This is a genomic window from Alteromonas sp. PRIM-21, assembly GCF_027563165.1.
In the GTDB taxonomy this organism is placed as follows: domain Bacteria; phylum Pseudomonadota; class Gammaproteobacteria; order Enterobacterales; family Alteromonadaceae; genus Alteromonas; species Alteromonas macleodii_A.
Genome location: NZ_JADOEK010000003.1, coordinates 1 through 24,971, shown reverse-complemented (window position 1 = coordinate 24,971; position 24,971 = coordinate 1). Strand labels below are relative to the sequence as shown.

Below are 24,971 nucleotides of genomic sequence, written 5' to 3'. Positions count from 1 at the left end.
TAGCGCTCTATTGTCTTTTATATTCAATTTAATTTCACCCTTAAAATAAAAAAGATCAAAAAGCGCATAAAATAGCCGTCACAAATTGGACTTGTGCCGACTTGCTGGTAGAATCCGCGGTTTTCTACCTCTTAGTTTCAGGGCCCAACCGTGAGCGAAAATAAAACCTCTTTAAGTTACAAAGATGCAGGCGTAGATATCGATGCAGGCAATCAACTTGTTGAACGCATCAAATCAGTTACCAAGAAAACCCATAGACCAGAAGTAAAAGGTAATTTGGGTGGTTTTGGTGCACTTTGCGAACTACCTACAAAATACAAAAAGCCGCTACTTGTTTCAGGTACTGACGGCGTAGGTACTAAACTAAGAGTGGCAATGGATGCGAATCGTCATGACGGTGTAGGCATTGACCTTGTAGCAATGTGTGTTAACGACCTAATAGTGCAAGGTGCTGAACCGCTATTTTTCCTAGACTATTATGCTACAGGTAAGCTTGATGTTGACGTTGCGGCGTCAGTTGTTACTGGCATTGGTGCAGGGTGTGAGCAGGCTGGATGTGCACTTATTGGCGGTGAAACTGCTGAAATGCCTGGTATGTATCACGATGGCGATTATGACATTGCAGGCTTCTGCGTTGGTGTAGTTGAGGCTGATAATGTTATTGACGGCACGAACGTTAAACCAGGCCAAAAGCTCATCGCTTTAGGTTCGTCGGGCCCCCACTCAAACGGTTATTCGTTAGTAAGAAAAATTATCGAAGTAAGCGGCGCTGATGTAAATGCTGACCTGAACGGTAAACCAATCATTGACCAGTTGCTTGAGCCTACTCGCATTTATGTTAAGTCGGTATTGGCTTTGCTTGAAGAGGTTCAAGTTAGTGCAATTTCACACATAACAGGTGGCGGCTTCTGGGAAAACATCCCTCGCGTACTTCCTGAAGATGCGAAAGTGGTAATTGATGAAAGTTCATGGGAATGGCCTGCTATTTTCTCTTGGCTTCAAGAAAACGGTAACGTAACGCGTCATGAAATGTATCGCACCTTCAACTGTGGTGTTGGCTTAGTTATCGTTGTTGACGAAGGCGATACCGATACAGCCCTAAACATCCTTAAGCAACATGGTGAAAATGCGTGGGTTATTGGTGACATCGCTGCAAAAGACGGCGAAGAGCAAGTAGAGATCAACGCGTGAGTAGCAGTGTAACTAAAATATGCGTACTTATTTCTGGTAATGGCAGTAACTTGCAGGCCATTATTGATGAAATAAAAGGCGGCCGTCTTAACGCTAAAATCAGCGGCGTAATTAGCAATCGTCCTAACGCTTATGGTCTTGAGCGCGCTAAAGAAGCAGGGATCGATGCCGTGTGCCTTGATCACACTAATTTTGATACTCGCGAGTCTTATGACGAAGCACTTAAAGCACAAATTGATGCTTTTGGCGCTGACTGTGTTGTGCTTGCTGGCTTTATGCGCATCCTAACTCCTGAGTTTGTCGATAGCTTTGCTGGAAAATTAGTGAACATTCACCCATCTTTGTTGCCGAAGTACAAAGGTTTGAATACGCATCAGCGAGCCATCGATAATGGAGATAAAGAGCACGGTGTAAGTGTGCACTTTGTTACACCAGAGCTTGATGGTGGCCCGGTTATCATTCAAAGTCGTGTGCCTGTATTTGATGAAGACACAGCTAGCGACTTGGCTGAGCGTGTTCAGGAACAAGAACGCCGCATCTATCCGCTAGTACTATCATGGTTTAGTGCTGGTCGATTATCGATGCGAAACAATAAGGCAGTTTTAGATGAGCAAGAACTACCAGAATCTGGTTATGCAAGCGATTAAGCCTTTTGCTGTTGGTGCACTGTTAGCGGTATCCCTCTCGGGGAACGCGCAGACAATGTCCAGTGCAGAGAAAGCTGAGCTACCGCTTCAGCCTTACAAGGCTACGTATACCGCTTACAAATGGGGTGACGACGTAGGCGAAGCGAATATTGAGCTTTCGAAGTTAGGCAACCAACAATATTCCTTGATTTACACCTCCAAGGTCTCGAAGTTTTTCTTATCAGATAAGCGCAGCGAGCACTCGATCTTCACGGTAAACGAAGATACGGTTGTACCTTCTGAGTATTACTATAATCGCTCGGGAACTGGGCCGGATAAAGAACTCAAAGTTACCTTTAGTCAACAAGGTCAAGGGAAGATTAAAGTCGAAAATGGCGAAACCTTTGAATGGAACGGTGAATTTGATAATCAAATTTATCGAATAGATCTAGCTAAGCAGCTTGCTGAAGGTAAAACGTCTCTAGACTATAACTTTGTTAACTACCGTGGCGAGCTACGGCACTATGGCGTACAAGTGGTAGATGAAGAAGTATTGTCATTGCCGTTTGGAAAAGTTGAGGCTGTTAAAGTAAAGCTTATTCGCGACTCTAAGAAGCGTGAAACCTTTGCATGGTTCGCACCTTCGCTTAACTATACACTAGTCAGACTTCAGCAATTTAAAGAAGGTGATGAGCAAGGAGATATCAAGCTTAAGTCGTTTGAAATGCTGTAAATGAGCTAAAGCACTTTAGCTCTTTTTGTAACAACTTATTTAAAATACAAAAAAGCACGCTTAAAATTAGTTTTAGGCGTGCTTTTTTATTAACAAATTGCGGCATAAGCTAGCTGCGGTCCGCACCATATAAAAAGCGCAATTCACATTTCCAATCACGCTATATAAGTAACGTCTATACTTACTAGTAGTAAAGTCCACTACCCTATTATTTATGACGTTGTTAATAGAATATTCATGTAAAAATCTTGATCTTTGCCCTATTAAATAATAGGTTTACAGCATGCTGGTCAGACCTCGATCGTAAACGACTTTTGTTTGAAGGTTTTTTATAGAACGGAGGATATGACAAGCGTAACGTTTAACGCCTTTCAGGAGTGAAGTATGGCAGATTTTATATGGTTTTTACTGGTCGTTCTGACACTAGCTATTGCTAGCTATCAGCGTACCAGCTTGGTAACAGCTGTTGCCATGGGCGCAGGTGTTATGATTTTAGGCACCCTTTTCGGTGATATCGGCCTGCTTGGTTGGGTAGTGTTCCTTGCTTTAACGCTGCCGTTCACACTTGCCAATATTAGGCAACAGCACATTTCTAAAAAGCTGCTAGCCTTTTATCGCAAGGTTATGCCGGAAATGTCGAGCACAGAACAAGAAGCTATTGATGCGGGTACCGTTTGGTGGGACGGCGATATCTTTAGCGGTAAGCCAGACTGGGACAAGCTTCATCGCATCCCTAAAGGTCGCCTATCTGCAGAAGAGCAAGCGTTCCTAGATGGCCCTTGTGACAAAGTTTGCTCTATGGTCGATGAATGGCAGATAAACCACAAAGATGCGGACCTACCTCCTGAAATCTGGCAGTTCTTAAAAGAACACAAATTCTTCGCCATGATCATCAAAAAAGAATATGGTGGTCTTGAATTCTCAGCTTACGCGCAATCACGTGTCCTACAAAAGCTGGCAGGTGTAAGTGCGGTGCTATCAAGCACAGTTGGTGTACCAAACTCACTAGGCCCAGGCGAACTTCTGCAACACTATGGTACGAAAGAACAGCAGGATCACTATCTACCTCGCCTTGCAGCGGGTGAAGAAATCCCTTGTTTCGCATTAACTGGCCCTGAAGCAGGTTCTGATGCTGGTGCAATTCCAGATGTTGGTGTTGTTTGTAAAGGTGAATGGAACGGTGAAGAAGTACTGGGTATGCGCCTTACTTTTAACAAGCGCTATATCACTCTTGCACCTGTGGCTACAGTAATCGGCCTTGCTTTTAAATTACAAGATCCTGAAGGTCTTCTTGGCGATAACAAAGAGCCGGGTATTACCTGTGCGCTTATCCCTCGCGACACTAAAGGTCTAGAAATTGGCCGTCGTCATTTCCCTCTTAATACACCATTCCAGAATGGCCCTATCAAGGGTGAAGAAATCTTTGTACCTATCGATTACATTATCGGTGGTCCAGCGATGGCAGGTCGCGGATGGCGCATGCTTGTAGAATGCTTATCAGTAGGACGTTGTATTACCCTACCTTCTTCTGCTGCTGGTGGTGCAAAATCTGTTTCACTTGCAACCGGTGCATATGCACGTATTCGTCGTCAGTTCCGTATGCCTGTAGGTCATATGGAAGGTGTTGAAGAAATGCTTGCGCGTATTGGCGGTAATGCTTACTTAATGGATGGCGTAACGCGCTTTTCAACAGTGGGTGTTGACCTAGGCGAGAAACCTTCTGTTATCTCGGCAATCTGTAAGTACCATTTAACTGAGAAAATGCGTCAAGTCATCAACGACTCGATGGACGTTCACGGTGGTAAAGGCGTAATGCTTGGGCCAAACAACTACTTGGGCCGCGGCTATCAAGGCGTACCTGTATCAATTACGGTTGAAGGTGCAAATATCCTTACTCGTAACATGATGATATTTGGTCAAGGCGCAATGCGTTGTCACCCATACGTGCTTAAAGAAATTGAAGCTGCATCTATTGAAGACAAGAAAGAAGCTCTTCAAGCGTTTGATAAGGCAGTATTTGGACATATCGGCTTTGCGGTAGCTAACACGGTTCGCAGTATTTGGTTCTCGTTAACTAATGGTGCGTTTAGCAGTGCGCCATTTACTGATGAAACAGCGCGTTACTATAAACTGCTTCAAGGTTATAGCGCTAACCTAGCACTTCTCACTGATGTTTCTATGGGCGTACTTGGCGGTGACCTTAAGCGTCGCGAGCGCTTGTCTGCGCGTTTAGGTGACATTTTAAGTGGTCTATACATGGGCAGCACTACTTTGAAGCGCTTTGACGAAGAAGGTCGTTTGAAAGAAGATCTTCCGCTTCTTCATTGGGCGATGCAAACCACATTGCACGACATTGAAACTGCAATTGATGACTTCTTAGCGAACTTCCCCAACCGCGCAATTGCAGCAGCGCTTCGCGTTATGGTTATTCCTTTTGGTCGTCGTATTGGCAAGCCTTCTGATAAAACAGAGCATGCTATTGCGCAAATGCTTCAAACGCCTTCAACTGCACGTAGCCGTCTAGGCTATGGCCAGTATCTAACTCGTGAGGAAGGCAGTTTGTTTGGCGACCTAGAACAAACACTTGACGATGTATTAGCAAGTGAACCTATCTTCGAGCGCATTTGTAAGCACAAGAAAGCCAAGCTACCGTTCACTCGATTGGACGTACTAGCTGATGAGGCATTAGCTGAAGGTATTATTAACGAAGAAGAAGCGAACTTGCTACGCAAGACAGAAGCAGGACGACTTCGCACCATCAACGTTGATGATTTCGATCACGAAGAATTAGTAGCTAAAGTTAACTCAACGTCAGCTACTAAGAAACGAGGTGGTAAAGCTGCTTAGTTCAAACCCTAGAAAAGAAGGCCGCGAAAGCGGCCTTTTTTGTCAAAAATTCATTATAGCTACGCTAATTGCTATGACTACACAAAGTACTAGCTTCGCCAACCCAGTAACCTGCGGTAATACTGAGCAAGCACAAGCTTTGTCTTTACTTATTGCTAACGATAAAGGTCAAAAACGCAATCTGTTGCAGTGCAACCCGACACTCGTTGAATTAGCTGAGGCTAAGGTGAAAGATATGGCCGACAGAGGCTTAGTTTCACATTTTTTAGGTGGTAGCCCAAACACTCGCATTCGAAATGCGGGGCTTTCTCTACCTGAATATTATGGTAAGGCTATGAGCAATCAAGTTGAAGCGTTAGCGGGCGGGTACACTACGGCTGATGATGTTTGGTATGCATTGAAAAGGTCTACCTCTCATCGGCAGCACTTATTAGGCGAACTTCCGTTTTATGAAGAGCAAGATCAAATCGGTATCGCGTTTCATAAAGACTTTTCAACGCCGCATGTTGAATACTGGGCGGTTTATGTTACTAAGTTAGCGGACACTGCTACTTCTCTAGAGGACGATAACTCATCAACAACGTTACTCTTGAAACGCCAAAAGCGGTTTGATCATGTGCCTGATAAAGGTTTAGACATTGTAACCGAGAGCGGCAATATTATCTTAAAAACAGAACTTTAAAGACAAAAAAACCGGATGAATAATCCGGTTTTTTTAAGCAAATTGCGGTTAGCTTAGCTGAAGCTTATCCATTAATAACACAGCCTGCGTACGAGTATTAATCTCTAGTTTACGCAGTATGGCACTGATATGTGCTTTGATAGTTGCTTCGGTGACATTCATTTCATGAGCAATCTGTTTATTCATCAAACCGGCTCTTAAGTACGAAAGCACCTGAATTTGTTTTGGCGTTAGCTCACGGAAGCGTTGAAGTAACACTTTCAATTCATCATCAACTTTTTCAAGCTCTTCTTCCATACCTTCTGGAAGCCATTTCTTACCGCCGATGATATCTACGATAGCTTGAGCAATTTCTCGCGTTTGCGATACTTTAGGGATGAAACCCTGTGCGCCTAGGCTCATCACCTGAGCTACTACTTCAACCGTATCACTACCTGAAACTACACCAATAGGGATGTTTGGATACTGTTCACGTAGTGTGATAAGGCCGTTAAAATATTCACCGCCTGGCATGTTAAGATCAAGAAGCACTAGCTCAACGCCGTCGAATTCGTTAAGTTTTGCCAATGCATCGTCCAAACTTCCGGCTTGAATTATTTGTGCATTTTCAAAGTAAGGTTCCAACGCGCCGCTCAATGCCTCGCGAAACAATGGGTGATCGTCTGCTACTAGAATTCTCGTCATTAGCGTTACTGCTTCCTTTTTCTATTATGAGTATAGATTAATACTTTAGACCAGTAACGAAAAGACCTAATACTGAAAAATCCTGTAAAAAACTAACAAATTTAGCGTTTTCCATTGGCATTTACGTATCAGACGGTAAAATTGCGCCCCAAATTGGCTAATAGAAGATTCACAGTGAAGAAACACGACAATATTTATGCAAAGGCACTCAATAAAGTAGATGACTTTAAGTTTGATGAGTCTGTCGTTGATGTGTTTCCTGATATGATTCAGCGTTCAGTTCCCGGGTACGAAACGATTGTTCACACCATAGGCGAATTAGCTAAAACTGCAGTCACTTCAAATTCTGTAGTTTACGACCTTGGCTGTAGTTTAGGTGCTGCGAGTCTATCTGTAGCTAGAGCGCTGCCTAGCGAAACATGTAAAATTATAGGTGTAGATGCATCTGAAGCCATGGTTGAACGCTGTAAGCGTGTTGTTCAAACGTTTTCACTTCCAAATCCTATTTCCATACAGCACGGCTTTGCGCAAGATATTGAGATAAATAACGCGTCCATGGTTGTAATGAACTTTACCTTACAGTTTATTCCACCAGCTGACCGCGAAGCACTATTAAAACGCATTTACGATGGGTTAAACCCAGGCGGTATTTTAGTATTGTCAGAGAAAATTCGTCACCCTACCCTCAATGGAAACGAATTACTTGTAGACTTACACCACCAGTTTAAACGCGACAATGGATACAGCGAGCTAGAAGTAAGTCAAAAACGCGCAGCGCTAGAGAAGGTTATGTTAACCGACACCTTCAGTGAACATGAAACTCGCCTGAAAAAAGTAGGGTTTACAGATGTAGTGATGTGGTACAAGTGCTATAACTTTACGTCCATGGTCGCCATTAAAAGTTAGGCACTAGCGTCTTTCAAACTTCGCGTTATTTCGATATCAATACATATAAAGAAGACTATGAGTAAACTAGAACAGACTTGGTTTAACGATTGCTACAAATCGTTGATAGACAGCCCTCTTTCGCATTGGCTGCAAACCCTTCCTGCCCAAATGGACGACTGGCAGCGAAACGCAAAGCACGGCGAATTTGATAAATGGTGCCGGATGCTTGGAAAACTGCCATCGACCTCTCCAAGCCATGTTGACCTTTCATCGAGCATTTCGATAGGCACAAAAGACGACGTTGACGAATACACGCAAAAGCAAATAGAAGGTTTGCTGAAACAATTTATGCCATGGCGTAAGGGCCCTTTCCACCTGCATGGCATTCACATAGATACCGAGTGGCGTTCAGACTGGAAATGGGACCGTGTAGCACCTCACATTACCTCTTTAAAAGGCCGAAACGTTTTAGACGTAGGTTGCGGTAGTGGCTATCACATGTGGCGTATGCTTGGCGAAGGGGCCGACAACGTAGTAGGTATAGATCCTACTCAATTGTTTCTTATTCAGTTTCACGCCATTAAGCAATTTATCAGTAATTCCACAACCCCTTGTGACAACATTCACTTTTTGCCATTAGGCATAGAAGAGATGCAGCCACTGAAAGCCTTTGACACTGTATTTTCGATGGGTGTTCTTTATCATCGCAAAGATCCTATGGCCTTTCTACAGCAGCTTAAAGATCAGCTAAGGAAAGGTGGAGAGTTAATACTTGAGACCCTTGTTGTTGATGGTGACGAAAATACTGTGCTAATGGCCGGTGAGCGCTATGCGCAAATGCGAAATGTTTGGTTTTTACCCAGTACCGCCGCTCTTTCTGTATGGCTAGGTCGCCTGGGATTTGAAAATATCCGCGTTGTGGATGTTAACCACACTACCCTAGACGAACAACGTGCAACGTCATGGATGGAATCACAATCTTTGAAAGATTTTCTCGATCAAGAAGATATTACTCGCACCATAGAAGGTTATCCTGCACCACAACGGGCCGTTATCGTAGCAAATAAGAAGTAATCCTTAGGGTACCTAGCAAGTTAACCGATTGGCACAAATGTTGTTATCTTAATCAAGAAGAACGTGCGAATTCTGCATTGATTAAGGTGACAACATGGATATACATAGCTTTTTAACGACGCACCAATTGCCAAGTAGCTATGCAGAAACTGCACAAAAATGGTTCACACCATTATGCAAGCAGCTGCTTAAGCACCAAGAAGGTGCAACAAAACCTTTCATCGTCGGTATAAATGGAAGTCAGGGCTCAGGTAAATCTACTCTGACCAGTTTTATCGAATCTTTCCTTTCATCAGTACATAATAAACAAGTTGTTTCACTGTCTATTGATGACTTTTATTACGACCAATCTCAGCGCAACGCGCTAGCAATTAAAGTGCATCCGCTACTAGCAACGCGTGGTGTACCGGGTACACACGACGTTACCTTAGCTTTAAATACGCTTCGTAGTTTAGCTAAAGGCACGCGGACATCCCTACCTCGATTTAACAAGGCAACGGACAACCCATTCCCGCCAGAGCAGTGGCCTGTAATAGAATCTTCACCTGATTTCATCATACTAGAGGGATGGTGTGTGGGTGCGCCACCACAGGCTTCTGGCGAATTAAAGCGCCCAGTGAATCACCTTGAAGAAGTTGAGGATCCACTAAGTATTTGGCGTTCATTCGTTAATACCGAATTAGCGGGCGATTACCAAACACTCTTCGACAAAATTGACTATCGCATCATGCTTAAAGCGCCAAGTTTCGATTGTGTTTATCAATGGCGGTTAGAACAGGAACACAAACTTGCCCAAAAAGCTTCCATTGATAGCGACGGCGTTATGTCTGATGAAGAAGTGGCAAACTTTGTGCAACACTATCAGCGCATCACTGAACACGCGTTAGCGCATTTGCCTGAAAAGTGCGATACCGTATTTTATCTTGATGAAACAAGAACGATAACTAAACAGGACGTAAAACGATGACGAAAACGCTTGTTTTCACCGATATGGACGGCACGCTGTTAGACCACCATACCTACTCTTTCGAGGCGGCGAAACCGGCTTTAACGGCATTAGAAGCAAAAGACATCCCCGTTATTCCCACCACCAGTAAAACCTTTGCTGAATTACAGCCATTACGTGAAAGAATTGGCTTAGACGGGCCGTTTATTATTGAGAATGGTGCCGCTATTTTCATCCCCCATGGCTTTTTTAAACAAAAGCCTAGCGGCACGGTTTGGATAGACGGCTATTGGTGCAAAGCTTTTATCTCCAATAAAAATTATTGGATTAAGCTATTGGAAAAAATTGGCAGCGAATTTGAGGGTAAATATAAGCAGTTCTCAAAAATGTCAAACGCAGAAATTCAGGAGTGTACAGGTCTTGATGAGCGGTCTGCGTCACTTGCAGCTAAGCGTCAGTTCGGTGAACCCGTTTTATGGTTGGGCAGTGACGACGAAAAACAGCGATTTTTAAAAGTTGTAAAAGATCGCGGCGCCTTTCCACTGGAGGGTGGCCGTTTTATACATATTTCAGGTAATTGCGATAAAGGCCAAGCGCTTAAGTGGCTGGCTAGTGAATATCAAAAGCAACATACCACCAAAGTAAATACCATTGCCCTTGGCGATGGTAAAAACGACGTAGCAATGCTTGAAGCGGCGCACGTTCCAATTCGCATTTTATCACCGGTAAACCCTCCGCCTGCTGTAAAAAAAGAAGAGGTCTATACCAGTACCCTAGCCGGCCCTGAAGGCTGGAACGAAATGCTTACTCAATTATTATCCCTATGATCAGGAGGACACATGGCTGATTTTTATCAAAATGGTGTGGTTACTACGTTACATAATTTGGCTCGTCGTCCTACCGAAGAGCTAGAAACAGAGCTTTTACAGTTTTCACAAAAGCGCCCTATGGCACTTATTCTTCCCTCGCTGTTTTCAGAACTAGAAGGTGATGCACTTCCGCATATTGTTAACGAACTCACTGGCGTTCCCTATTTATCAGAAATTGTAATTGGCCTAGACAGAGCCAATGAAGAACAGTACAAACACGCGCTTAAGTTCTTTGGAAAGCTACCTCAGCACCACAGAGTACTTTGGAACGATGGTCCGCGTCTTAAAGCGCTTGACGAAGAACTTCAGTCTCAGGGTCTAGCACCTAAAGAGTTAGGTAAAGGCCGTAATGTGTGGTATTGCATGGGCTATGTATTAGCGTCTAACAGAGCAGAATCTGTAGCATTACACGATTGCGACATTGTTACTTACAACAAAGACTTGCTTGCCAAGCTTATTTACCCTGTCGCTAACCCTATGTTCAACTATGAATTTTGTAAGGGGTACTACGCACGTGTAGCTAACGGCAAAATTAATGGTCGTGTTTCACGTCTTCTGGTCACTCCCCTACTTCGCGCACTAAAACGCATTATGGGTGATAACGAGTACCTGGAGTTTATGGACAGCTTCCGCTACCCACTTGCAGGTGAATTTTCGTTTAGAAGGGATGTATTAAACGATATTCGTATACCAAGCGACTGGGGCTTAGAGATTGGCGTGTTGTCGGAAATGCACCGCAACTATTCACACAATCGTCTGTGCCAAGCAGATATATGCGATATTTATGACCATAAACACCAAGACCTTTCGCTTAATAATGACCAAGGTGGTTTGTCTAAAATGTCTATCGACATTACAAAGGCAATTTTCAGAAAGCTCGCTACGCAAGGCTACACGTTTAGCAATGAGATGTTCCGTTCGATTAAAGCGACCTATTTCAGAATTGCGCTAGACTTTATAGAGACTTATCACAATGATGCGGTAATGAATGGTCTGAACTTAGACATTCATAGCGAAGAAAAAGCGGTAGAGATGTTCGCCAGCAATATAATGAAAGCGGGGCAAAACTTCTTAGAAAACCCGATGGAAACACCGTTTATACCAAGCTGGAACCGTGTAACCAGTGCGGTGCCAGATATTTTAGAACGATTATTAGAAGCGGTTGAAGCCGATACTGCAGAATATATGGAGTAAGTAATATGGCATGGGAGCATCTCCATGACAAAGTAAAACACCATTTAGAAAGCATTTATGCTGATGTAGCGCTAGACGTCTCTTACGAGACGCTAGCCACTGAACTAATGAATACAATAGGCATTCAGCAGCAAACCGACATTGCGACACCTAAGTCACATCACAATTATTGGGATGAAGATGACATCATCATGATTACTTATGGTGATAGCGTTATTGACGACGACGAGCGCCCGCTAGTTACATTGAACAAGTTTCTTCATCGCTACTGTAAGAATACGGTGAACAATGTGCATATCTTGCCATTTTTTCCGTACAGTTCAGACGATGGATTCTCGGTTATCGATTATTCCACTGTGAACGAATCTTTAGGCTCGTGGGACGATATTGAAGCCATAGCCGCTGATTACGGACTAATGACAGATTTAGTGATCAATCATTGCTCTGCAAGAAGCGTGTGGTTCGATAACTTTATCAAAGGCGAAGGTCCGGGATCTGACTTTTTCTTTACAGCCGACCCAAGCGATGACTTATCTATGGTGACGCGCCCTCGTGTGTCGCCACTACTTCGCGAAACAGAAACTGCAAACGGTACTAAACACGTTTGGTGTACCTTTAGTCACGACCAAGTCGATTTTGACTTTAGAAACCCGAAAGTACTGCTGGCCTTTATTGATATTATTAAGCTTTACATCGACAAAGGCGCTAAGATTTTCCGTTTGGATGCCGTTGCATTTCTTTGGAAAATTGTAGGTACAAACTGTATCAACTTATTCCAAACCCATGAGGTTATTCGCTTGATAAGAACCCTTATTGAGCATGTGGACCCATCCATCATAATCATTACCGAGACCAATATTCCTAACAGGGAAAATTTGACGTATTTTGGTAATGCAAACGAAGCTCACGCTATTTACAACTTTTCACTACCGCCTTTGCTTGTAAACACCTTGGTGACTGGTGATTGCTCGTACTTGAAAAGTTGGATGATGAGTATGCCGCCGGCGCAAAACGGCACAGCCTATTTCAACTTTATTGCATCCCACGATGGTATTGGACTTCGCCCAGCAGAAGGCTTGCTTTCTGAAGAGGAAATATCTGACTTAGTGCATGCCATGCAGCATTTTGGTGGAAAAGTATCGTGGCGCGCATCTGAGCACGGACAGCAAAAGCCTTATGAGATCAATATTACGCTATTTGACGCTCTTCAAGGCACTATCAAGGGTCCGGACAAATATCAGGTTGACCGCTTTATCTGCGCCCACGCCATTATGTTAGGTATGGAAGGCATACCCGGCATTTACATTCACAGTTTACTTGGTACATCTAACGATTATGAAAAAGTTGCTAATACCGGCCAAAATCGCTCTATAAATAGAAAACGCTGGGACTTTAGCGAACTTGAGGCGCTGTTAGACTCGCCTTTCTCTCAACATCATAAAGTACTAACGCGGATCTCGCAGCTTATACGCATACGTAAAGCACAGCCTGCATTCCACCCGAACGCCACGCAGTTTACACTACAACTAAATAATCAACTGTTTGGCTATTGGCGTCAAAGCTTGGACAGAAAACAAAGTATTTTCTGTATTAGTAATATTTCAGATGAAGAACAAACTATTCTGTTGTCGGACATTAACCTTATTGGTACCGATAACTGGATTGACCTTATCGCCCGAGATGAAATAGCACTATCCAGTGGTTTCTTACAAATGAAGCCTTATCAAGTACTTTGGATCAGCAACCAAGATTTTGAGTAAATAATTTACAAAATTTAGGTGGCTAATAAATCTACCGCGGTACGGATACTGCGGTGTTATGATTATCACATTTGTTAGTTAATCAAGTTTGTAATGCAAGAAATTAATACCTTTCTTTTCGACTTAGACGGCACGCTGGTCGATTCTGTGCCAGATTTGGCGACAGCCCTTAATAAGATGCTAAGTGATTATCGACTACCAACTTATGACGAGCACGTTATACGACACTGGGTGGGAAATGGCGCCCGGGTTTTAGTGGAACGCGGGTTAAGTGGGGATACGAAAATAAACCACAACCGTAAGCAATTAGAGGTTGATACTGCGTTAGATAAATTTCTTTTCTATTATCGAACGTTAGAAACTAAAAGTACTGTGCTTTACGATGGTGTTTTTGACACGCTACATGCGTTAAAACAGCGTGGTTATACGCTAGTATTGATAACTAACAAGCCTTCAGAGTTTATTGAGCCTATTTTGTCTTCATTCTCGTTGTCGTCTCTGTTTTCACTTACTATCGGCGGTGACAGTTTAGCGGAGAAAAAGCCGTCTGCCCTGCCCCTTTTATACGCCTGCGAACAGTTTACGATTTCACCTTCACAGTGTGTAATGGTAGGCGATTCCAAAAATGATATTCTTGCTGCAAAGGCCGCCAACATAAAAAGTATTGGCCTTACCTATGGCTACAATTACGGCGAAAGTATTTCTACCTATCAACCTGACTGGGTGTTCGACAGCTTTAGTGAAATCCTGACACTGCATCAATAAAACTCTATTGATGTCATTTGGGGAGAATTCGTGACTGCCCTTAACACCCATTGCTAGCTACTTTCTTTTATTTCACGCTTTAACCTTTGGTATAAGGTGTTTTTTTCTGTAATATCCGCCTGTTAAATAATTAATTGGAGTTGTTGGTATGTCATCTAAATGGCTTTCACTTGAAGAAGCCCTTGCTAAAGCGCTTAACGCCGCAGAAACGATAAGCGACATTGAACATGTGAGTATTTTTGACGCCAACAACCGCATCTTAGCAGAAGATGTTATTGCTCATATTGATGTTCCACCTTGGGACAACTCGGCGATGGACGGCTACGCCGTTAACGTTGAGGGCCTTTCTAATAGCGCTGAGCTTGAAGTGCAAGGCGTTATTACCGCAGGTATGAGCGCTGACGAGCCGCTTGAAAATGGCAAAGCGTTTAAAATAATGACTGGCGCACCTATTCCGGATAACGCCAATGCCGTGGTGATGGTAGAAAATACTGAAACCCGCGACGAGACTGTAGTCATAAACAAACTTCCTTCTGCGAAAGAAAATATTCGCAAGAAAGCCAATGATATTGCCTCTGGCGATACGCTAATCAGCGAGGGCACCCGCCTTCACGCCGAGCACCTTATGTTGCTTTCCTCTCAAGGAAAAAGCACCGTAGCCGTTTACCGAAAGCTTCGCGTTGGGGTGGTAGCAACCGGTTCGGAACTTGCCGCCCCTGGTGACGTCCTTAAACCAACGCAAATTTTCGAGTCGAACCGCGTTGGCGTGAGCAGTATATTACGCAATGAAAACGTAGAACTTGTAGATTTCGGAATTGTGGAAGATGACGAAGCTTCCTTGCGTACGCTATTTATTGAAGCCAGCGAGCGTGTTGACGTGATGGTAAGTAGCGGTGGTGTTTCAGTTGGTGACGCAGACTACGTAAAAGATATCATCGCTGAACTAGGCACTATCGATTTTTGGAAAGTCGCGGTTAAACCGGGCAAACCTTTCGCTTTAGGCAAAATTAATAATACCTTGTTTTGTGGTTTACCGGGCAACCCCGTATCTTCATTTGTCACTGCTAAGTTACTGGTTGTACCCGTTATCAAGAAAATGCAAGGCCAAGCACAAATCCACGAGCCGTTTTGTGTGAACGCGACTATTACCACATCGCTTAAGCGCCGTGCGGGTCGACGAGATTTCCAGCGTGCAACTATGGTGAGAAACAAACAAGGAGAATGGGAAGTCACACCGTTTAAATCACAAAGCTCTGGTGTGATGACGTCAATCACCTCTGCCAACTGCCTTATGGTAGTGCATGAAGATACCAGTGAGCTGAAAGCTGGTGACACGGTTCCCGTTATGCCACTGCATTTTTAAAACGGCTGTTGTTTAAACGACCTACGTTAGAGCATTTTTTTCGCGATTCGGTTTGACGGCTTTATTTACCTAAAATAATTATCAAAACATTACGCGAAACAATTAGCCATTATCCTCGTCGCTCTTGGCGACTTATATAGAGACACATTACCGTGAATAAAAAACGCTTTCTTGTAGAAGGAAGAGATATTTTAAAACTAGCCTGGCCATTGCTAGTTGCGCAAATTACACAGATGCTAATGGGCGTAAGCGATACCATTATGGCGGGGCGTTATAGCGCTACCGACATGGCAGCAGTGGCCCTTGGGTTTAGCATAACCGTACCACTTCTGTGTTTTATACAAGGTATAGCCCTTGCGCTTCCCCCTATTATTTCGCGGTTACAGGGTAACAAAAGTATTAGCAGCATTGCTGATGCCAGTCAGCAAGCCGGCTACCTGATCTTCTTTGTAGGACTGGTAATAGCAGGGTTAATTCCCTTCACTGAAAATATGGTAGCGCTTTTTCCAATGGCGCCTGAACTGCACAGCATAACCGTAGACTATGTGCTTTACGTGCTATTTGCCATGCCGGGTTTTGCTTTGTACCAATGGCTTAGAAACTATTGTGAAGGCTTAGGTAAAACCAAGCCAACGATGATCATTACCGTAATTGGCTTGATGGCTAATATTATCGGAAATTACTTATTTATTTACGGTGTTGGCCCACTGCCTGCCATGGGCGGCGCTGGTTGTGGTATTGCTACTGGCATCGTTATTTACACTATGCTGATTGCAACCTTCATCTATGTACGCTTCGCACCTGCTCTGCAAAAATACAATTTGTTTAGTCAGCTGTACAAGCCAAACATGGTAACCATAAGCCGAACTTTTAAAATGGGTTTACCTATTGCCATGACAATTTTGTTCGAAGTAACGCTGTTCTCAGTAGTTGCATTGTTATTAGCACCATTTGGCGCCACTACGGTAGCTGCCCACCAAGTTGCCCTGAATTTCTCGGCGCTTATGTTTATGTTTCCTATGAGTATTGGGATGGCTGCCGCGATCCGTATTGGGTATCGCATTGGGCAAAGAAATCAGCGTCAGGCTAAAATAGCAGCCCGTACTGCTATTCTTATCGGTTTTTTCACCTCAGCATGTACGGCGAGCTTCACTCTGCTGGCTAAAGGTTTCATTATTGGGCTATATACCAGCGACGATGCTGTTTATACGTTAGCTAACGCGCTACTCATATATGCTGCACTGTTTCAGCTATCAGACGCCGTTCAGGTTATCTCTGCCAATGCATTACGCGGATACAAAGACACTACAGCGATGTTTATCATTACCTTTGTGTCGTACTGGTTAATAGGTCTTCCTACGGGTGTAGTGTTGGGAAGAACAGACTGGATAACGGCAGAGCCGATGGCTGCAGCAGGGTTCTGGATAGGTTTTATCGTAGGCTTAAGTGCGGCAGCAGTAATGCTTGGCGCGCGCCTTCTTCATATTCAAAGGCCAAATGCAGCTCATCGCTTAGCGAGTGCTTAAACAGGTTTGTTAGCGAAGGCTGCCTAAAAAGCACTGGAAACTGGAAAAAGGGCTAGTCTGGCTTTTTAACATTTTCCCAATCTTGCGGAGTGTCTATATCAAATTGTGCATTGGGTATAGACACAGCCTTTACTTTCCCTAACTTCGCATACTTTTTAATAATTGGCTTAGCGCCAGTATCTCCCTGTAGCGCTAATAATTCGCTAAACATTGCCTCTGGAAAAATGGCAGGCACTGTTAACCGACTATTAGGTTTTCCATCCTTCTGCCCGTCTTTCTGCCCATCCCTCTGCCCGTCCTTCACCCCATGCTTCTGCCACTCGCTACACACTATGTGGTTTGGATAAGCTTTAGAAGCATCAATAAGGCGGATAAGGTCTTGAGTGTTAAGGCTTGGCAGGTCAGCGAGGGTAAAAAGCACATGTGAAGGCTTGGTGTCTAAAGACGCTGCTTCTAACTGAATCGGTTTTGAAAGCGACGTTTCTGGCCGCGATGCTAGACTCAATAGATGCGAAAGGCCACTGCGAATGCTTGATGCTATCCCCTCTTCCCACTGCCTATTGTGTATCACCTCGATGGGTGTGTCAGTTAGACCACAAAAAGCCTCACTTAACTGCAAACTAACGCTGTCATGCCATTTACCTATTACAACCGTGACAGGATGTTTACTCATTGACCCTATTGCATCGCGAGCGCGAATAACTTCGTTAGCACTGTGCTGAACAAGCGGTAATTTTGTAATAGGATGCTCTGATAAGAGCTTGTTACCGTCATAGCGGGAGCTTTGCCCGCCTGCGAGTAAAACAAAAGCTAAGCGATAAACGTCAGAATTCAATGTAACACCTATTAATCAACGCTCGTAATCAAGACCAACGGAAAATCATCAACGTCGCAATAAAACCCGTTTTTAGTTAACGTGCTAGTGACGACGCAGTATTCGCGTGTGCCTGAGAGCCTTTTTCTCTTATATCTCTTATATGACTTAACGGCTTCTGCTAAGCCCTTTAATCGCTTCCGTTAACCCTTCAAGGGTCAGCCCATACATTCTGTCTTCCATTATTTCGCGAATAATTTTAACAGACGAATAATACGGCCAATAATTTTCAGGCTGCGGGTTAAGCCATACCGCGTTATTAAAGTGGTTTAACAAACGCTGCATCCATACACTACCAGGCTCTTCATTCCAATGCTCTACACTGCCCCCTGGGTAGGTAATTTCATACGGCCCCATGGTAGCGTCACCTACAAAGATAACCTTATAGTCTTTGCCGTAGCGATGAATGATATCCCAGATTGGAATACGCTCTTTATTGCGGCGAAGGTTATCTTTCCACACTTCTTCATACACGCAGTTATGAAAGTAAAAGTATTCAAGGTACTTAAACTCGGTCTGCACTGCTGAAAAAAGCTCTTGGGTGCTTTTTACGTGAGGGTCCATGGAGCCTCCCACATCAAAAAACATCAACACCTTTACCGCGTTATGACGTTCTGGCGCCATATGAATATCGAGTAAACCGCCTTTTTTTGCGGTTTCACCTATCGTCGTAGGCACATCTAGGTGCTCACTGGCGCCAGTGCGAGCAAACTTGCGTAGCTTTCTAAGGGCCACTTTTATGTTACGCGTACCCAGTTCTACATCAGAGCTTAGGTTTTTAAACTCGCGTTTATCCCACACTTTTGCAGCGGAGAACTTTCTATTTCCCTTTTGCCCTATTCGCACACCTTCTGGGTTGTCGCCGTAGGCACCAAATGGCGAGGTACCGCCCGTGCCAACCCACTTGTTTCCACCTTGGTGACGTTTTTCTTGTTCTTCTAAGCGCTTCTTCAAGGTTTCCATCAGTTCGTCGAGGCCGCCTGCCTTACGCAGTGCTTCGCGCTCTTCAGGACTTAAGTTTTTCTCAATTTCCTTACGAAGCCATTCTTCAGGAATGTCTTTACCAAACAAGTCGATAGACTCCACGCCTTCGAAATACTCAGCAAACGCCCTATCGAACTTATCGTATTGGGTTTCGTCTTTCACCATAATGGTACGAGACAAGCTGTAGAAAGCTTCGATGTCGGCGTACACCACGTGATGCTCTAACGCTTTAAGCAAGTCAAGCAACTCGCGCAACGTGGTTTTGACCTGATATTTTCGCAGCGTATAAAAAAACTGAATAAGCATTAGCGACGCGCCATAAAGACCAGTTTTTCAAACAAATGAATGTCTTGCTCATTTTTAAGCAATGCGCCGTATAATGGCGGTATTGCTGCTTTACCGTCTTTTGAATGCAGCGCCTCAGGTGGAATATCTTCGGCAACTAAAAGCTTAAGCCAGTCGATAAGTTCAGACGTAGAAGGCTTTTTCTTAAGCCCTGGAACATCGCGAATTTCAAAGAATGCTTTTAGCGCTTCATCAAGCAGATTTTTCTTTAGATCTGGGAAATGTACATTGACGATTTCTTGCATTTCATCTGGGTTCGGGAACTGTATGTAGTGGAAGAAGCAGCGGCGCAAGAAAGCATCAGGTAGCTCTTTTTCGTTGTTAGACGTAATAATAACAATAGGACGCTGCTTTGCTACTACGCGTTCTTGTGTTTCGTATACGAAGAACTCCATCTTATCGAGTTCTAGTAACAGATCGTTGGGAAACTCAATGTCTGCCTTGTCGATTTCATCAATCAACAGTACTGGACGCTTTTCTGCGCTAAACGCTTCCCACAACTTTCCTTTTACTATGTAGTTTCCTATATCGTGAACACGGTCATCGCCAAGCTGAGAGTCGCGAAGGCGCGATACTGCATCATATTCGTACAGACCCTGCTGCGCTTTGGTGGTTGATTTAATGTGCCACTGAATTAATTCGGTGCCTAAACTCTCTGCCAACTCTTCAGCTAGCATAGTTTTGCCTGTGCCTGGCTCGCCCTTAATTAGAAGCGGACGCTCTAGCGTAATAGCAGCGTTAACCGCCAGCTGTAAGTCTTTGGTTGCGATATAATTAGACGTGCCACTAAAAGCCATTATTGTTGTACTCCGTATAATTTTTCGTCTTTGCAATTTTAACTATAATATCAAGGCCTTCTCACGATTGCCCATAGATATAACATATAGCTAAAAAGCACTTTGCATTTTACTGATTGGGACCAATGATATAGGGGTATGACGAAATCCCCTAATTCAGGCTGTGAATTATTAACTATCACACGCGTTGAATTATTAACTACTAAAAAGGTCGTACAGATCACGACAGACGGGGTTTCCTATAAAATAAGGAACGAGGTAAGGATTTATAATGAACGTATTTGACGACAATTCCCTATCTATTGGCCGCACGCCACTAGTTAAGCTAAATCGCGTAACATCAGGTAATGTATACGCAAAAATTGAATCGCGTAACCCAAGCTTCAGTGTTAAGTGCCGTATTGGCGCTAACATGATTTGGGATGCTGAAAAGCGCGGTGTCCTTACCGAAGGTAAAGAAATTGTGGAGCCTACCAGTGGTAACACAGGTATCGCTTTGGCGTTTGTTGCTGCTTCTCGCGGTTACAAGCTAACACTAACCATGCCTAGCAGCATGAGCCTTGAGCGTCGTAAACTTCTAAAAGCACTGGGCGCAAACCTTGTACTTACCGAAGCGCCTAAGGGCATGAAAGGTGCCGTTGCTGCTGCACAAGAAATTGTTGAGTCAGACCCAGACAAGTACGTACTGCTTCAACAATTCGACAACCCAGCTAACCCAGCTATTCACGAAAAAACGACGGGCCCAGAAATTTGGGAAGATACCGACGGTAAAGTTGACGCGTTTGTAGCAGGTGTAGGTACGGGCGGTACTATTACCGGTGTTAGTCGCTACCTCAAGAACACAAAAGGTAAGGCAATTACTTCTATTGCCGTTGAGCCAACAGACTCTCCAGTAATAACACAAGCGCTTGCGGGTGAAGAGCTCACACCTGGACCACATAAAATTCAGGGTATTGGCGCAGGTTTCATCCCAGGTAATCTAGACTTAGACCTAATCGACGAAGTTGAACAAGTTACTAACGACGAATGTATGGACATGGCGCGCAAGCTAATGACCGACGAAGGTATTCTTGCGGGTATTTCTTCTGGTGCTGCCGTTGTTGCCGCTAAGCGTTTTGCTGAACGCCCAGAAAACAAAGACAAAGTGGTTGTAGTACTTCTAGCAAGCGGCACAGAACGTTACCTAAGTAGCCCACTATTTGCCGGTGCGTTTGACGAACAAGAAGAAGTTCAATAACCGCCTTTCAATTTCAATAATGCTAAAACGAGGCCCGGTGCCTCGTTTTTTTATGCTTCAAATAAAACCTTGTTATAACAACTATTTGTAAAACCTTATCGTCACTTTGCTTTTATACAGTTTTTTGTGAATAATCCGCTTAGCAAACTTCTTGGCAGTCGTTACATTGACTTAGTTAAGATATGAAACTATCAATAAGAAACGGACCTCTTTATATTAAGGTAACCCAAATGAAAACGCGTATGTGGTACGCCCTATTAGGGCTTTTTACAGTTTTGATTTTATCGGCTTGTGGTGAGAAAAAAGAAGGAATTGGGCGGTATGGCATGCTTGACGAAAGCACACCTGAATACACCACAGTTATGTTCTTAAAAAGTGTCTACGAAGACGACAACCTTGACACAGCAATACGCCTATCCAGTGAAAAAATGTCGCGCATACTGACGCGATACCACACCAATAGTAACGTTCAACGACATCTGCTTAATTTAAAGTACGACACTGTAACCGTAACTCCGCAAAGCGCAGGTAAGATTGGCAGAAACGAATTTTCTGAAAAATCCACTATTACCGTATTTTTGAGCGGAAACTATAATGGCGACAAAGTAGAAGACCTTCGAAGCCTAGATTTGATAAAAGAAGATGGCAAATGGAAGGTAAACAAAATACACCCTGACGCCTATTTATAACAAATAAACAAGATGCTGTACTTACATTCAGCGCCCGCTATTTTTACGATAAGTAAAAATAAAAAGGATGTTTTCCGGCTTTCAAGCTCGGATACATTTATTTTTTGTTTAATGTATTGTTTTAGGGTGATAACTTAAAACAACACAAAACTGATATACGGAATTTTTCCACCCTACATAAAGGATTTTTTCCGGACACTAAATTGTTATATTTCACGGAAGAATTATGCTTAAACATGCATCTATCATTATAAGCCTTATTTTAGCTTGTTTTTATGGTCTTGGTTTGTCTTATCATATGTCCTATCTATACGAACTGGGCATCGAAGAAAGCCAATTCCAGCTCACTCTCGATAGGATTTTTTTTCAAGGTTTTATGTCGACAATGGAGTTTAGCTCCAAAGGGATAATATGGTTTTTAGTGGCATCAGTCTCTATCGCAGCAATTACTACAGTGGCAGTTGAGATATCAAAAGCTGTGCAGAAAAAGCCTTCATTTTTTTCCGAGTTTGTGAAAAAGACAGATCAAAAAAAAGATAGTAAAACGACAGGCTTTCATGCTTTAAGCGAGACTATGGTCGGAATAAGTTTTGGGGGCTTTACCCTCTTTGTACTTGTCTTGTTAGTACTTATTTCTAGCGGAAACTCAGGCGAGGCATACGCCAAGAAGCTAAAACAAAATTTTGTATCAGGAAAAATCAAAAAAGTTGAAGTAAAGCTCAAGGATGAAGAAAAGACTATTTATGGAAATGCAGTGATTTGCAGCGAGACACAGTGTGCTTATTGGACCTCAGATGGTTCTGTTGTATTAAACAAGAGAGATATTGACTGGGTTAAATGGGCAAGTGAAATATAACAATCACATTAAGTCGGTCGCAAGTTCCCTGGGACAGTAACACGTGGGCTGTGTCGCTTCGCTCGGATTTTAGCCCACGTATTACTGCCCCTTATGTGGGTGTTATGCGACAAGGAGGTCTAAGTGACAAAAAGTGAAATACTTACCATTATTTGTTCACTGCTTGCCTTAACAATCTCTTTAATTTCGCTGGTGCGAACGAGAAAGCATCAGGATAGAATATTGCAGTTAGAAGAGATAAATGCTCGTTTAAGTCAAAAGCAGTTAGAAGAACTGGAAAGTGCAGACAAGCAAAAATTAAAAGCAAATGTCGATGTTTACAGACAAGATGGTTCACTAGTTATTAGCAATAATGGTGAATCAGAAGCTTCAAATGTATCTCTGTCATTTGCAAGTTCTGAACAAAATTTACTTGCTCGCGGAGAATTTGATAAATTTCCATTACGAGTGTTACAACCATTCAAGAGTTTTAAACTGCTTGGTTTTTACAATACTGACCAAAGCCCGGAGCAGGTTCAGGTCGTCGTACGGTGGACAAACCTTGATGGAACCAAAGGTGAAAACGTAGTCGACATCCAATGCTAATTCAGCGTGTCGCATAACAATCACATTAAGTCGCTTCGCTCGGATTTTAGCCCACGTGTTACTGCCCCTTATTTAAAAGTTAGGTGTCAGCGCACACTGATAAATCAGTGGAAAAAACGAAGAAAAGGAACTTCTATGAATTTAACTATTTTAGCAATTTCTGGATACATTACTTGGATGTTAGTGCTATTGCTTGCATTAGAAGCATTTCGCACTTATTTGGTCATTTCCTCTGGTCGAAAATCAAATAGCTTCAATACAAGCGGCAGCGATACGACTGAATTCGGGCACAGACTTACTCGAGCACATGCAAATTGCTATGAATTTTTCCCAATATTTGGTGGCACTCTTATTTTAGCTGTCATCACTAATACAACCAACATAACGAACCCACTTTCTTTACTTTGTCTGTTTGCAAGAATAGCCCAATCATTTACTCATTTGCTTTCAGGGAGCAACATTGCAACCCAGATAAGGTTTCTATTTTTTACAATTCAAGTCGGTGTTTGTTCATTGTAGATGTATCAAATAGTCAGCACTTCGTTTTAAACAAATGCCACCTAACAAAAAAATTAAGACACTCACTTCGTTCGTTGGGACGCAAACATGCAGGGCGGCTTCGCCATTATGCCCCACATGCCTGCGCCCCTTATTTAAAAGTTAAATGGCACGGAAATTAAAGTGACTACTGTAGTTGTTACGGATATCTTTGGTAAAACTCCCGCTCTTGAAGAATTGGCAAATGCCATCTGTAAGAACCACATCATTGTTGACCCCTATGACGGTCAAAATAAGATGTTTCACACTGAAAGTGATGCATATGAGTATTTCTCCTCCAATATTGGCTTAGAAAATTACAGCAAGCATTTGATTAACTCGCTAACCAAATTGGATTCTTCTGTAAATCTCGTGGGTTTTAGCGTTGGTGCTGCTGCCATTTGGAACCTCTCAGGAAGTTTCGGGCCTTCGCATATAAACAAAGCTATATGCTTTTACGGGTCTCAAATAAGAAACAATCGAAAAGTTGTTCCATTATTTCCAGTCACTCTTGTTTTCCCAAAAACAGAGAAGCACTTTTCAGTATCACAATTAATCTCAGAATTGCACACCAAACAAAGAACCAAAATTAGACAGGTGCCTTACTTTCATGGTTTTATGAATAAGTGTTCTACGAACTTCGACTTGCAAGGCTACGAAAGTGAGCTTCGAATTTTTGCGGCTAATGCCATCTAACAAAAAAATTAAGTACGCCCACTGCGCGGGCTGGGACGCAAACATGCAGGGTGGCTTCGCCATTATGCCCCACATGCCTGCGCCCCTTATTTAAAAGTTAGCCGCTACTTGTAAATCCAGCCTTTCACTTCTCTTTTTTAGTGGTAATATCAAATCATACCCAATGGGAGTTATTTTATGTCTGATGCATTGAAAGTGATGCTTGAAAATATCGAGCAACTCA

General features: G+C 43.2%; 24 protein-coding genes. 20 read left to right on the top strand and 4 right to left on the bottom strand.

Going from position 1 to position 24,971, the window contains the following annotated elements:
• The first annotated feature begins 150 nt into the window (after positions 1–150).
• The 5 genes from purM to IW644_RS06720 all read left to right on the top strand — a co-directional run bounded on the left by purM (position 151) and on the right by IW644_RS06720 (position 6,079).
• The gene (gene purM, locus IW644_RS06740) at positions 151–1,191 is read left to right on the top strand and encodes a phosphoribosylformylglycinamidine cyclo-ligase (protein WP_269916975.1); all 1,041 of its coding nucleotides are present in this window, start codon (positions 151–153) and stop codon (positions 1,189–1,191) included.
• Positions 1,188–1,838, top strand: a complete 651-nt coding sequence (gene purN / locus IW644_RS06735) for a phosphoribosylglycinamide formyltransferase (protein ID WP_269916974.1) — start codon at positions 1,188–1,190, stop codon at positions 1,836–1,838. Before purM ends, purN begins: the two co-directional genes overlap by 4 nt.
• Positions 1,798–2,550, top strand: coding sequence for a DUF3108 domain-containing protein (locus IW644_RS06730; protein ID WP_269916973.1), 753 nt, complete (start codon positions 1,798–1,800; stop codon positions 2,548–2,550). Before purN ends, IW644_RS06730 begins: the two co-directional genes overlap by 41 nt.
• A gap of 384 nt (positions 2,551–2,934) precedes the next feature.
• A complete protein-coding gene (fadE, locus tag IW644_RS06725) occupies positions 2,935–5,397 on the top strand; it encodes an acyl-CoA dehydrogenase FadE (protein ID WP_269916972.1) in 2,463 nt (820 codons plus the stop codon).
• A 73-nt stretch (positions 5,398–5,470) separates the two neighbouring features.
• Positions 5,471–6,079 (top strand): CAP domain-containing protein, encoded by a 609-nt coding sequence (locus IW644_RS06720; protein ID WP_269916971.1) that lies wholly within the window; start codon positions 5,471–5,473, stop codon positions 6,077–6,079.
• A gap of 48 nt (positions 6,080–6,127) precedes the next feature.
• On the opposite strand, the gene IW644_RS06715 is transcribed toward IW644_RS06720, so the two are convergent.
• Positions 6,128–6,763 carry a response regulator transcription factor gene (locus tag IW644_RS06715; protein ID WP_179983573.1) on the bottom strand — a complete coding sequence of 212 codons (636 nt, stop codon included), beginning with the start codon at positions 6,761–6,763 and terminating at the stop codon, positions 6,128–6,130.
• A gap of 174 nt (positions 6,764–6,937) precedes the next feature.
• Here IW644_RS06715 and cmoA point away from each other — a divergent pair, with 174 nt between their 5' ends.
• The 9 genes from cmoA to IW644_RS06670 all read left to right on the top strand — a co-directional run bounded on the left by cmoA (position 6,938) and on the right by IW644_RS06670 (position 17,148).
• Complete coding sequence (gene cmoA / locus IW644_RS06710; RefSeq protein ID WP_269916970.1) at positions 6,938–7,669, top strand: carboxy-S-adenosyl-L-methionine synthase CmoA; 732 nt, start codon at positions 6,938–6,940, stop codon at positions 7,667–7,669.
• A 57-nt stretch (positions 7,670–7,726) separates the two neighbouring features.
• Positions 7,727–8,725, top strand: a complete 999-nt coding sequence (gene cmoB, locus IW644_RS06705; protein WP_269916969.1) for a tRNA 5-methoxyuridine(34)/uridine 5-oxyacetic acid(34) synthase CmoB — start codon at positions 7,727–7,729, stop codon at positions 8,723–8,725.
• A gap of 94 nt (positions 8,726–8,819) precedes the next feature.
• Positions 8,820–9,692 carry a kinase gene (locus IW644_RS06700; protein ID WP_269916968.1) on the top strand — a complete coding sequence of 291 codons (873 nt, stop codon included), beginning with the start codon at positions 8,820–8,822 and terminating at the stop codon, positions 9,690–9,692.
• Complete coding sequence (locus tag IW644_RS06695) at positions 9,689–10,498, top strand: HAD-IIB family hydrolase (protein WP_179983577.1); 810 nt, start codon at positions 9,689–9,691, stop codon at positions 10,496–10,498. Before IW644_RS06700 ends, IW644_RS06695 begins: the two co-directional genes overlap by 4 nt.
• 12 nt (positions 10,499–10,510) lie before the next feature.
• The gene (locus tag IW644_RS06690; RefSeq protein ID WP_179983578.1) at positions 10,511–11,734 is read left to right on the top strand and encodes a glycosyl transferase; all 1,224 of its coding nucleotides are present in this window, start codon (positions 10,511–10,513) and stop codon (positions 11,732–11,734) included.
• A gap of 5 nt (positions 11,735–11,739) precedes the next feature.
• Positions 11,740–13,494 (top strand): sugar phosphorylase, encoded by a 1,755-nt coding sequence (locus IW644_RS06685; RefSeq protein ID WP_269916967.1) that lies wholly within the window; start codon positions 11,740–11,742, stop codon positions 13,492–13,494.
• A 93-nt stretch (positions 13,495–13,587) separates the two neighbouring features.
• Entirely contained in the window at positions 13,588–14,259 is a 672-nt protein-coding gene (locus tag IW644_RS06680; RefSeq protein WP_269916966.1) for a phosphoglycolate phosphatase, read from the top strand.
• Between the two features lie 148 nt (positions 14,260–14,407).
• Positions 14,408–15,622 (top strand): molybdopterin molybdotransferase MoeA, encoded by a 1,215-nt coding sequence (gene moeA, locus IW644_RS06675; protein ID WP_269916965.1) that lies wholly within the window; start codon positions 14,408–14,410, stop codon positions 15,620–15,622.
• Positions 15,623–15,774: 152 nt separating this feature from the next.
• Entirely contained in the window at positions 15,775–17,148 is a 1,374-nt protein-coding gene (locus tag IW644_RS06670; RefSeq protein WP_269916964.1) for an MATE family efflux transporter, read from the top strand.
• A gap of 52 nt (positions 17,149–17,200) precedes the next feature.
• On the opposite strand, the gene IW644_RS06665 is transcribed toward IW644_RS06670, so the two are convergent.
• The 3 genes from IW644_RS06665 to IW644_RS06655 all read right to left on the bottom strand — a co-directional run bounded on the left by IW644_RS06665 (position 17,201) and on the right by IW644_RS06655 (position 20,148).
• Entirely contained in the window at positions 17,201–17,983 is a 783-nt protein-coding gene (locus IW644_RS06665) for a nucleotidyltransferase family protein (RefSeq protein WP_269916963.1), read from the bottom strand.
• Between the two features lie 147 nt (positions 17,984–18,130).
• Positions 18,131–19,312 (bottom strand): vWA domain-containing protein, encoded by a 1,182-nt coding sequence (locus IW644_RS06660; RefSeq protein WP_269916962.1) that lies wholly within the window; start codon positions 19,310–19,312, stop codon positions 18,131–18,133.
• A complete protein-coding gene (locus IW644_RS06655; RefSeq protein ID WP_269916961.1) occupies positions 19,312–20,148 on the bottom strand; it encodes an AAA family ATPase in 837 nt (278 codons plus the stop codon). Before IW644_RS06655 ends, IW644_RS06660 begins: the two co-directional genes overlap by 1 nt.
• 271 nt (positions 20,149–20,419) lie before the next feature.
• Here IW644_RS06655 and cysK point away from each other — a divergent pair, with 271 nt between their 5' ends.
• From cysK to IW644_RS06625, 6 genes are all read left to right on the top strand, one after another.
• Positions 20,420–21,385, top strand: coding sequence for a cysteine synthase A (cysK, locus tag IW644_RS06650; protein WP_269916960.1), 966 nt, complete (start codon positions 20,420–20,422; stop codon positions 21,383–21,385).
• Positions 21,386–21,615: 230 nt separating this feature from the next.
• The gene (locus tag IW644_RS06645; RefSeq protein ID WP_269916959.1) at positions 21,616–22,074 is read left to right on the top strand and encodes a hypothetical protein; all 459 of its coding nucleotides are present in this window, start codon (positions 21,616–21,618) and stop codon (positions 22,072–22,074) included.
• A gap of 226 nt (positions 22,075–22,300) precedes the next feature.
• Positions 22,301–22,930 carry a hypothetical protein gene (locus IW644_RS06640; protein ID WP_269916958.1) on the top strand — a complete coding sequence of 210 codons (630 nt, stop codon included), beginning with the start codon at positions 22,301–22,303 and terminating at the stop codon, positions 22,928–22,930.
• Positions 22,931–23,053: 123 nt separating this feature from the next.
• Positions 23,054–23,515: a hypothetical protein gene (locus IW644_RS06635; RefSeq protein WP_269916957.1), complete on the top strand. Its 462-nt coding sequence runs from the start codon at positions 23,054–23,056 to the stop codon at positions 23,513–23,515.
• Positions 23,516–23,650: 135 nt separating this feature from the next.
• Entirely contained in the window at positions 23,651–24,034 is a 384-nt protein-coding gene (locus IW644_RS06630; protein WP_269916956.1) for an MAPEG family protein, read from the top strand.
• A 162-nt stretch (positions 24,035–24,196) separates the two neighbouring features.
• Positions 24,197–24,748 (top strand): hypothetical protein, encoded by a 552-nt coding sequence (locus IW644_RS06625; protein WP_269916955.1) that lies wholly within the window; start codon positions 24,197–24,199, stop codon positions 24,746–24,748.
• Positions 24,749–24,971: the final 223 nt, after the last annotated feature.

What these genes read in the sequence shown, in the direction of transcription:
- IW644_RS06640 (WP_269916958.1), top strand. Translation starts at nt 22,301, where the DNA reads ATGCTTAAACATGCATCTATCATTATAAGCCTTATTTTAGCTTGTTTT.
- IW644_RS06685 (WP_269916967.1), top strand. Translation starts at nt 11,740, where the DNA reads ATGGCATGGGAGCATCTCCATGACAAAGTAAAACACCATTTAGAAAGC.
- IW644_RS06715 (WP_179983573.1), bottom strand. Translation starts at nt 6,763, where the DNA reads ATGACGAGAATTCTAGTAGCAGACGATCACCCATTGTTTCGCGAGGCA.
- IW644_RS06680 (WP_269916966.1), top strand. Translation starts at nt 13,588, where the DNA reads ATGCAAGAAATTAATACCTTTCTTTTCGACTTAGACGGCACGCTGGTC.
- IW644_RS06655 (WP_269916961.1), bottom strand. Translation starts at nt 20,148, where the DNA reads ATGGCTTTTAGTGGCACGTCTAATTATATCGCAACCAAAGACTTACAG.
- IW644_RS06700 (WP_269916968.1), top strand. Translation starts at nt 8,820, where the DNA reads ATGGATATACATAGCTTTTTAACGACGCACCAATTGCCAAGTAGCTAT.
- cmoB (WP_269916969.1), top strand. Translation starts at nt 7,727, where the DNA reads ATGAGTAAACTAGAACAGACTTGGTTTAACGATTGCTACAAATCGTTG.
- IW644_RS06630 (WP_269916956.1), top strand. Translation starts at nt 23,651, where the DNA reads ATGAATTTAACTATTTTAGCAATTTCTGGATACATTACTTGGATGTTA.
- IW644_RS06660 (WP_269916962.1), bottom strand. Translation starts at nt 19,312, where the DNA reads ATGCTTATTCAGTTTTTTTATACGCTGCGAAAATATCAGGTCAAAACC.
- IW644_RS06720 (WP_269916971.1), top strand. Translation starts at nt 5,471, where the DNA reads ATGACTACACAAAGTACTAGCTTCGCCAACCCAGTAACCTGCGGTAAT.
- IW644_RS06645 (WP_269916959.1), top strand. Translation starts at nt 21,616, where the DNA reads ATGAAAACGCGTATGTGGTACGCCCTATTAGGGCTTTTTACAGTTTTG.
- IW644_RS06690 (WP_179983578.1), top strand. Translation starts at nt 10,511, where the DNA reads ATGGCTGATTTTTATCAAAATGGTGTGGTTACTACGTTACATAATTTG.
- IW644_RS06730 (WP_269916973.1), top strand. Translation starts at nt 1,798, where the DNA reads ATGAGCAAGAACTACCAGAATCTGGTTATGCAAGCGATTAAGCCTTTT.
- moeA (WP_269916965.1), top strand. Translation starts at nt 14,408, where the DNA reads ATGTCATCTAAATGGCTTTCACTTGAAGAAGCCCTTGCTAAAGCGCTT.
- cysK (WP_269916960.1), top strand. Translation starts at nt 20,420, where the DNA reads ATGAACGTATTTGACGACAATTCCCTATCTATTGGCCGCACGCCACTA.
- fadE (WP_269916972.1), top strand. Translation starts at nt 2,935, where the DNA reads ATGGCAGATTTTATATGGTTTTTACTGGTCGTTCTGACACTAGCTATT.
- IW644_RS06695 (WP_179983577.1), top strand. Translation starts at nt 9,689, where the DNA reads ATGACGAAAACGCTTGTTTTCACCGATATGGACGGCACGCTGTTAGAC.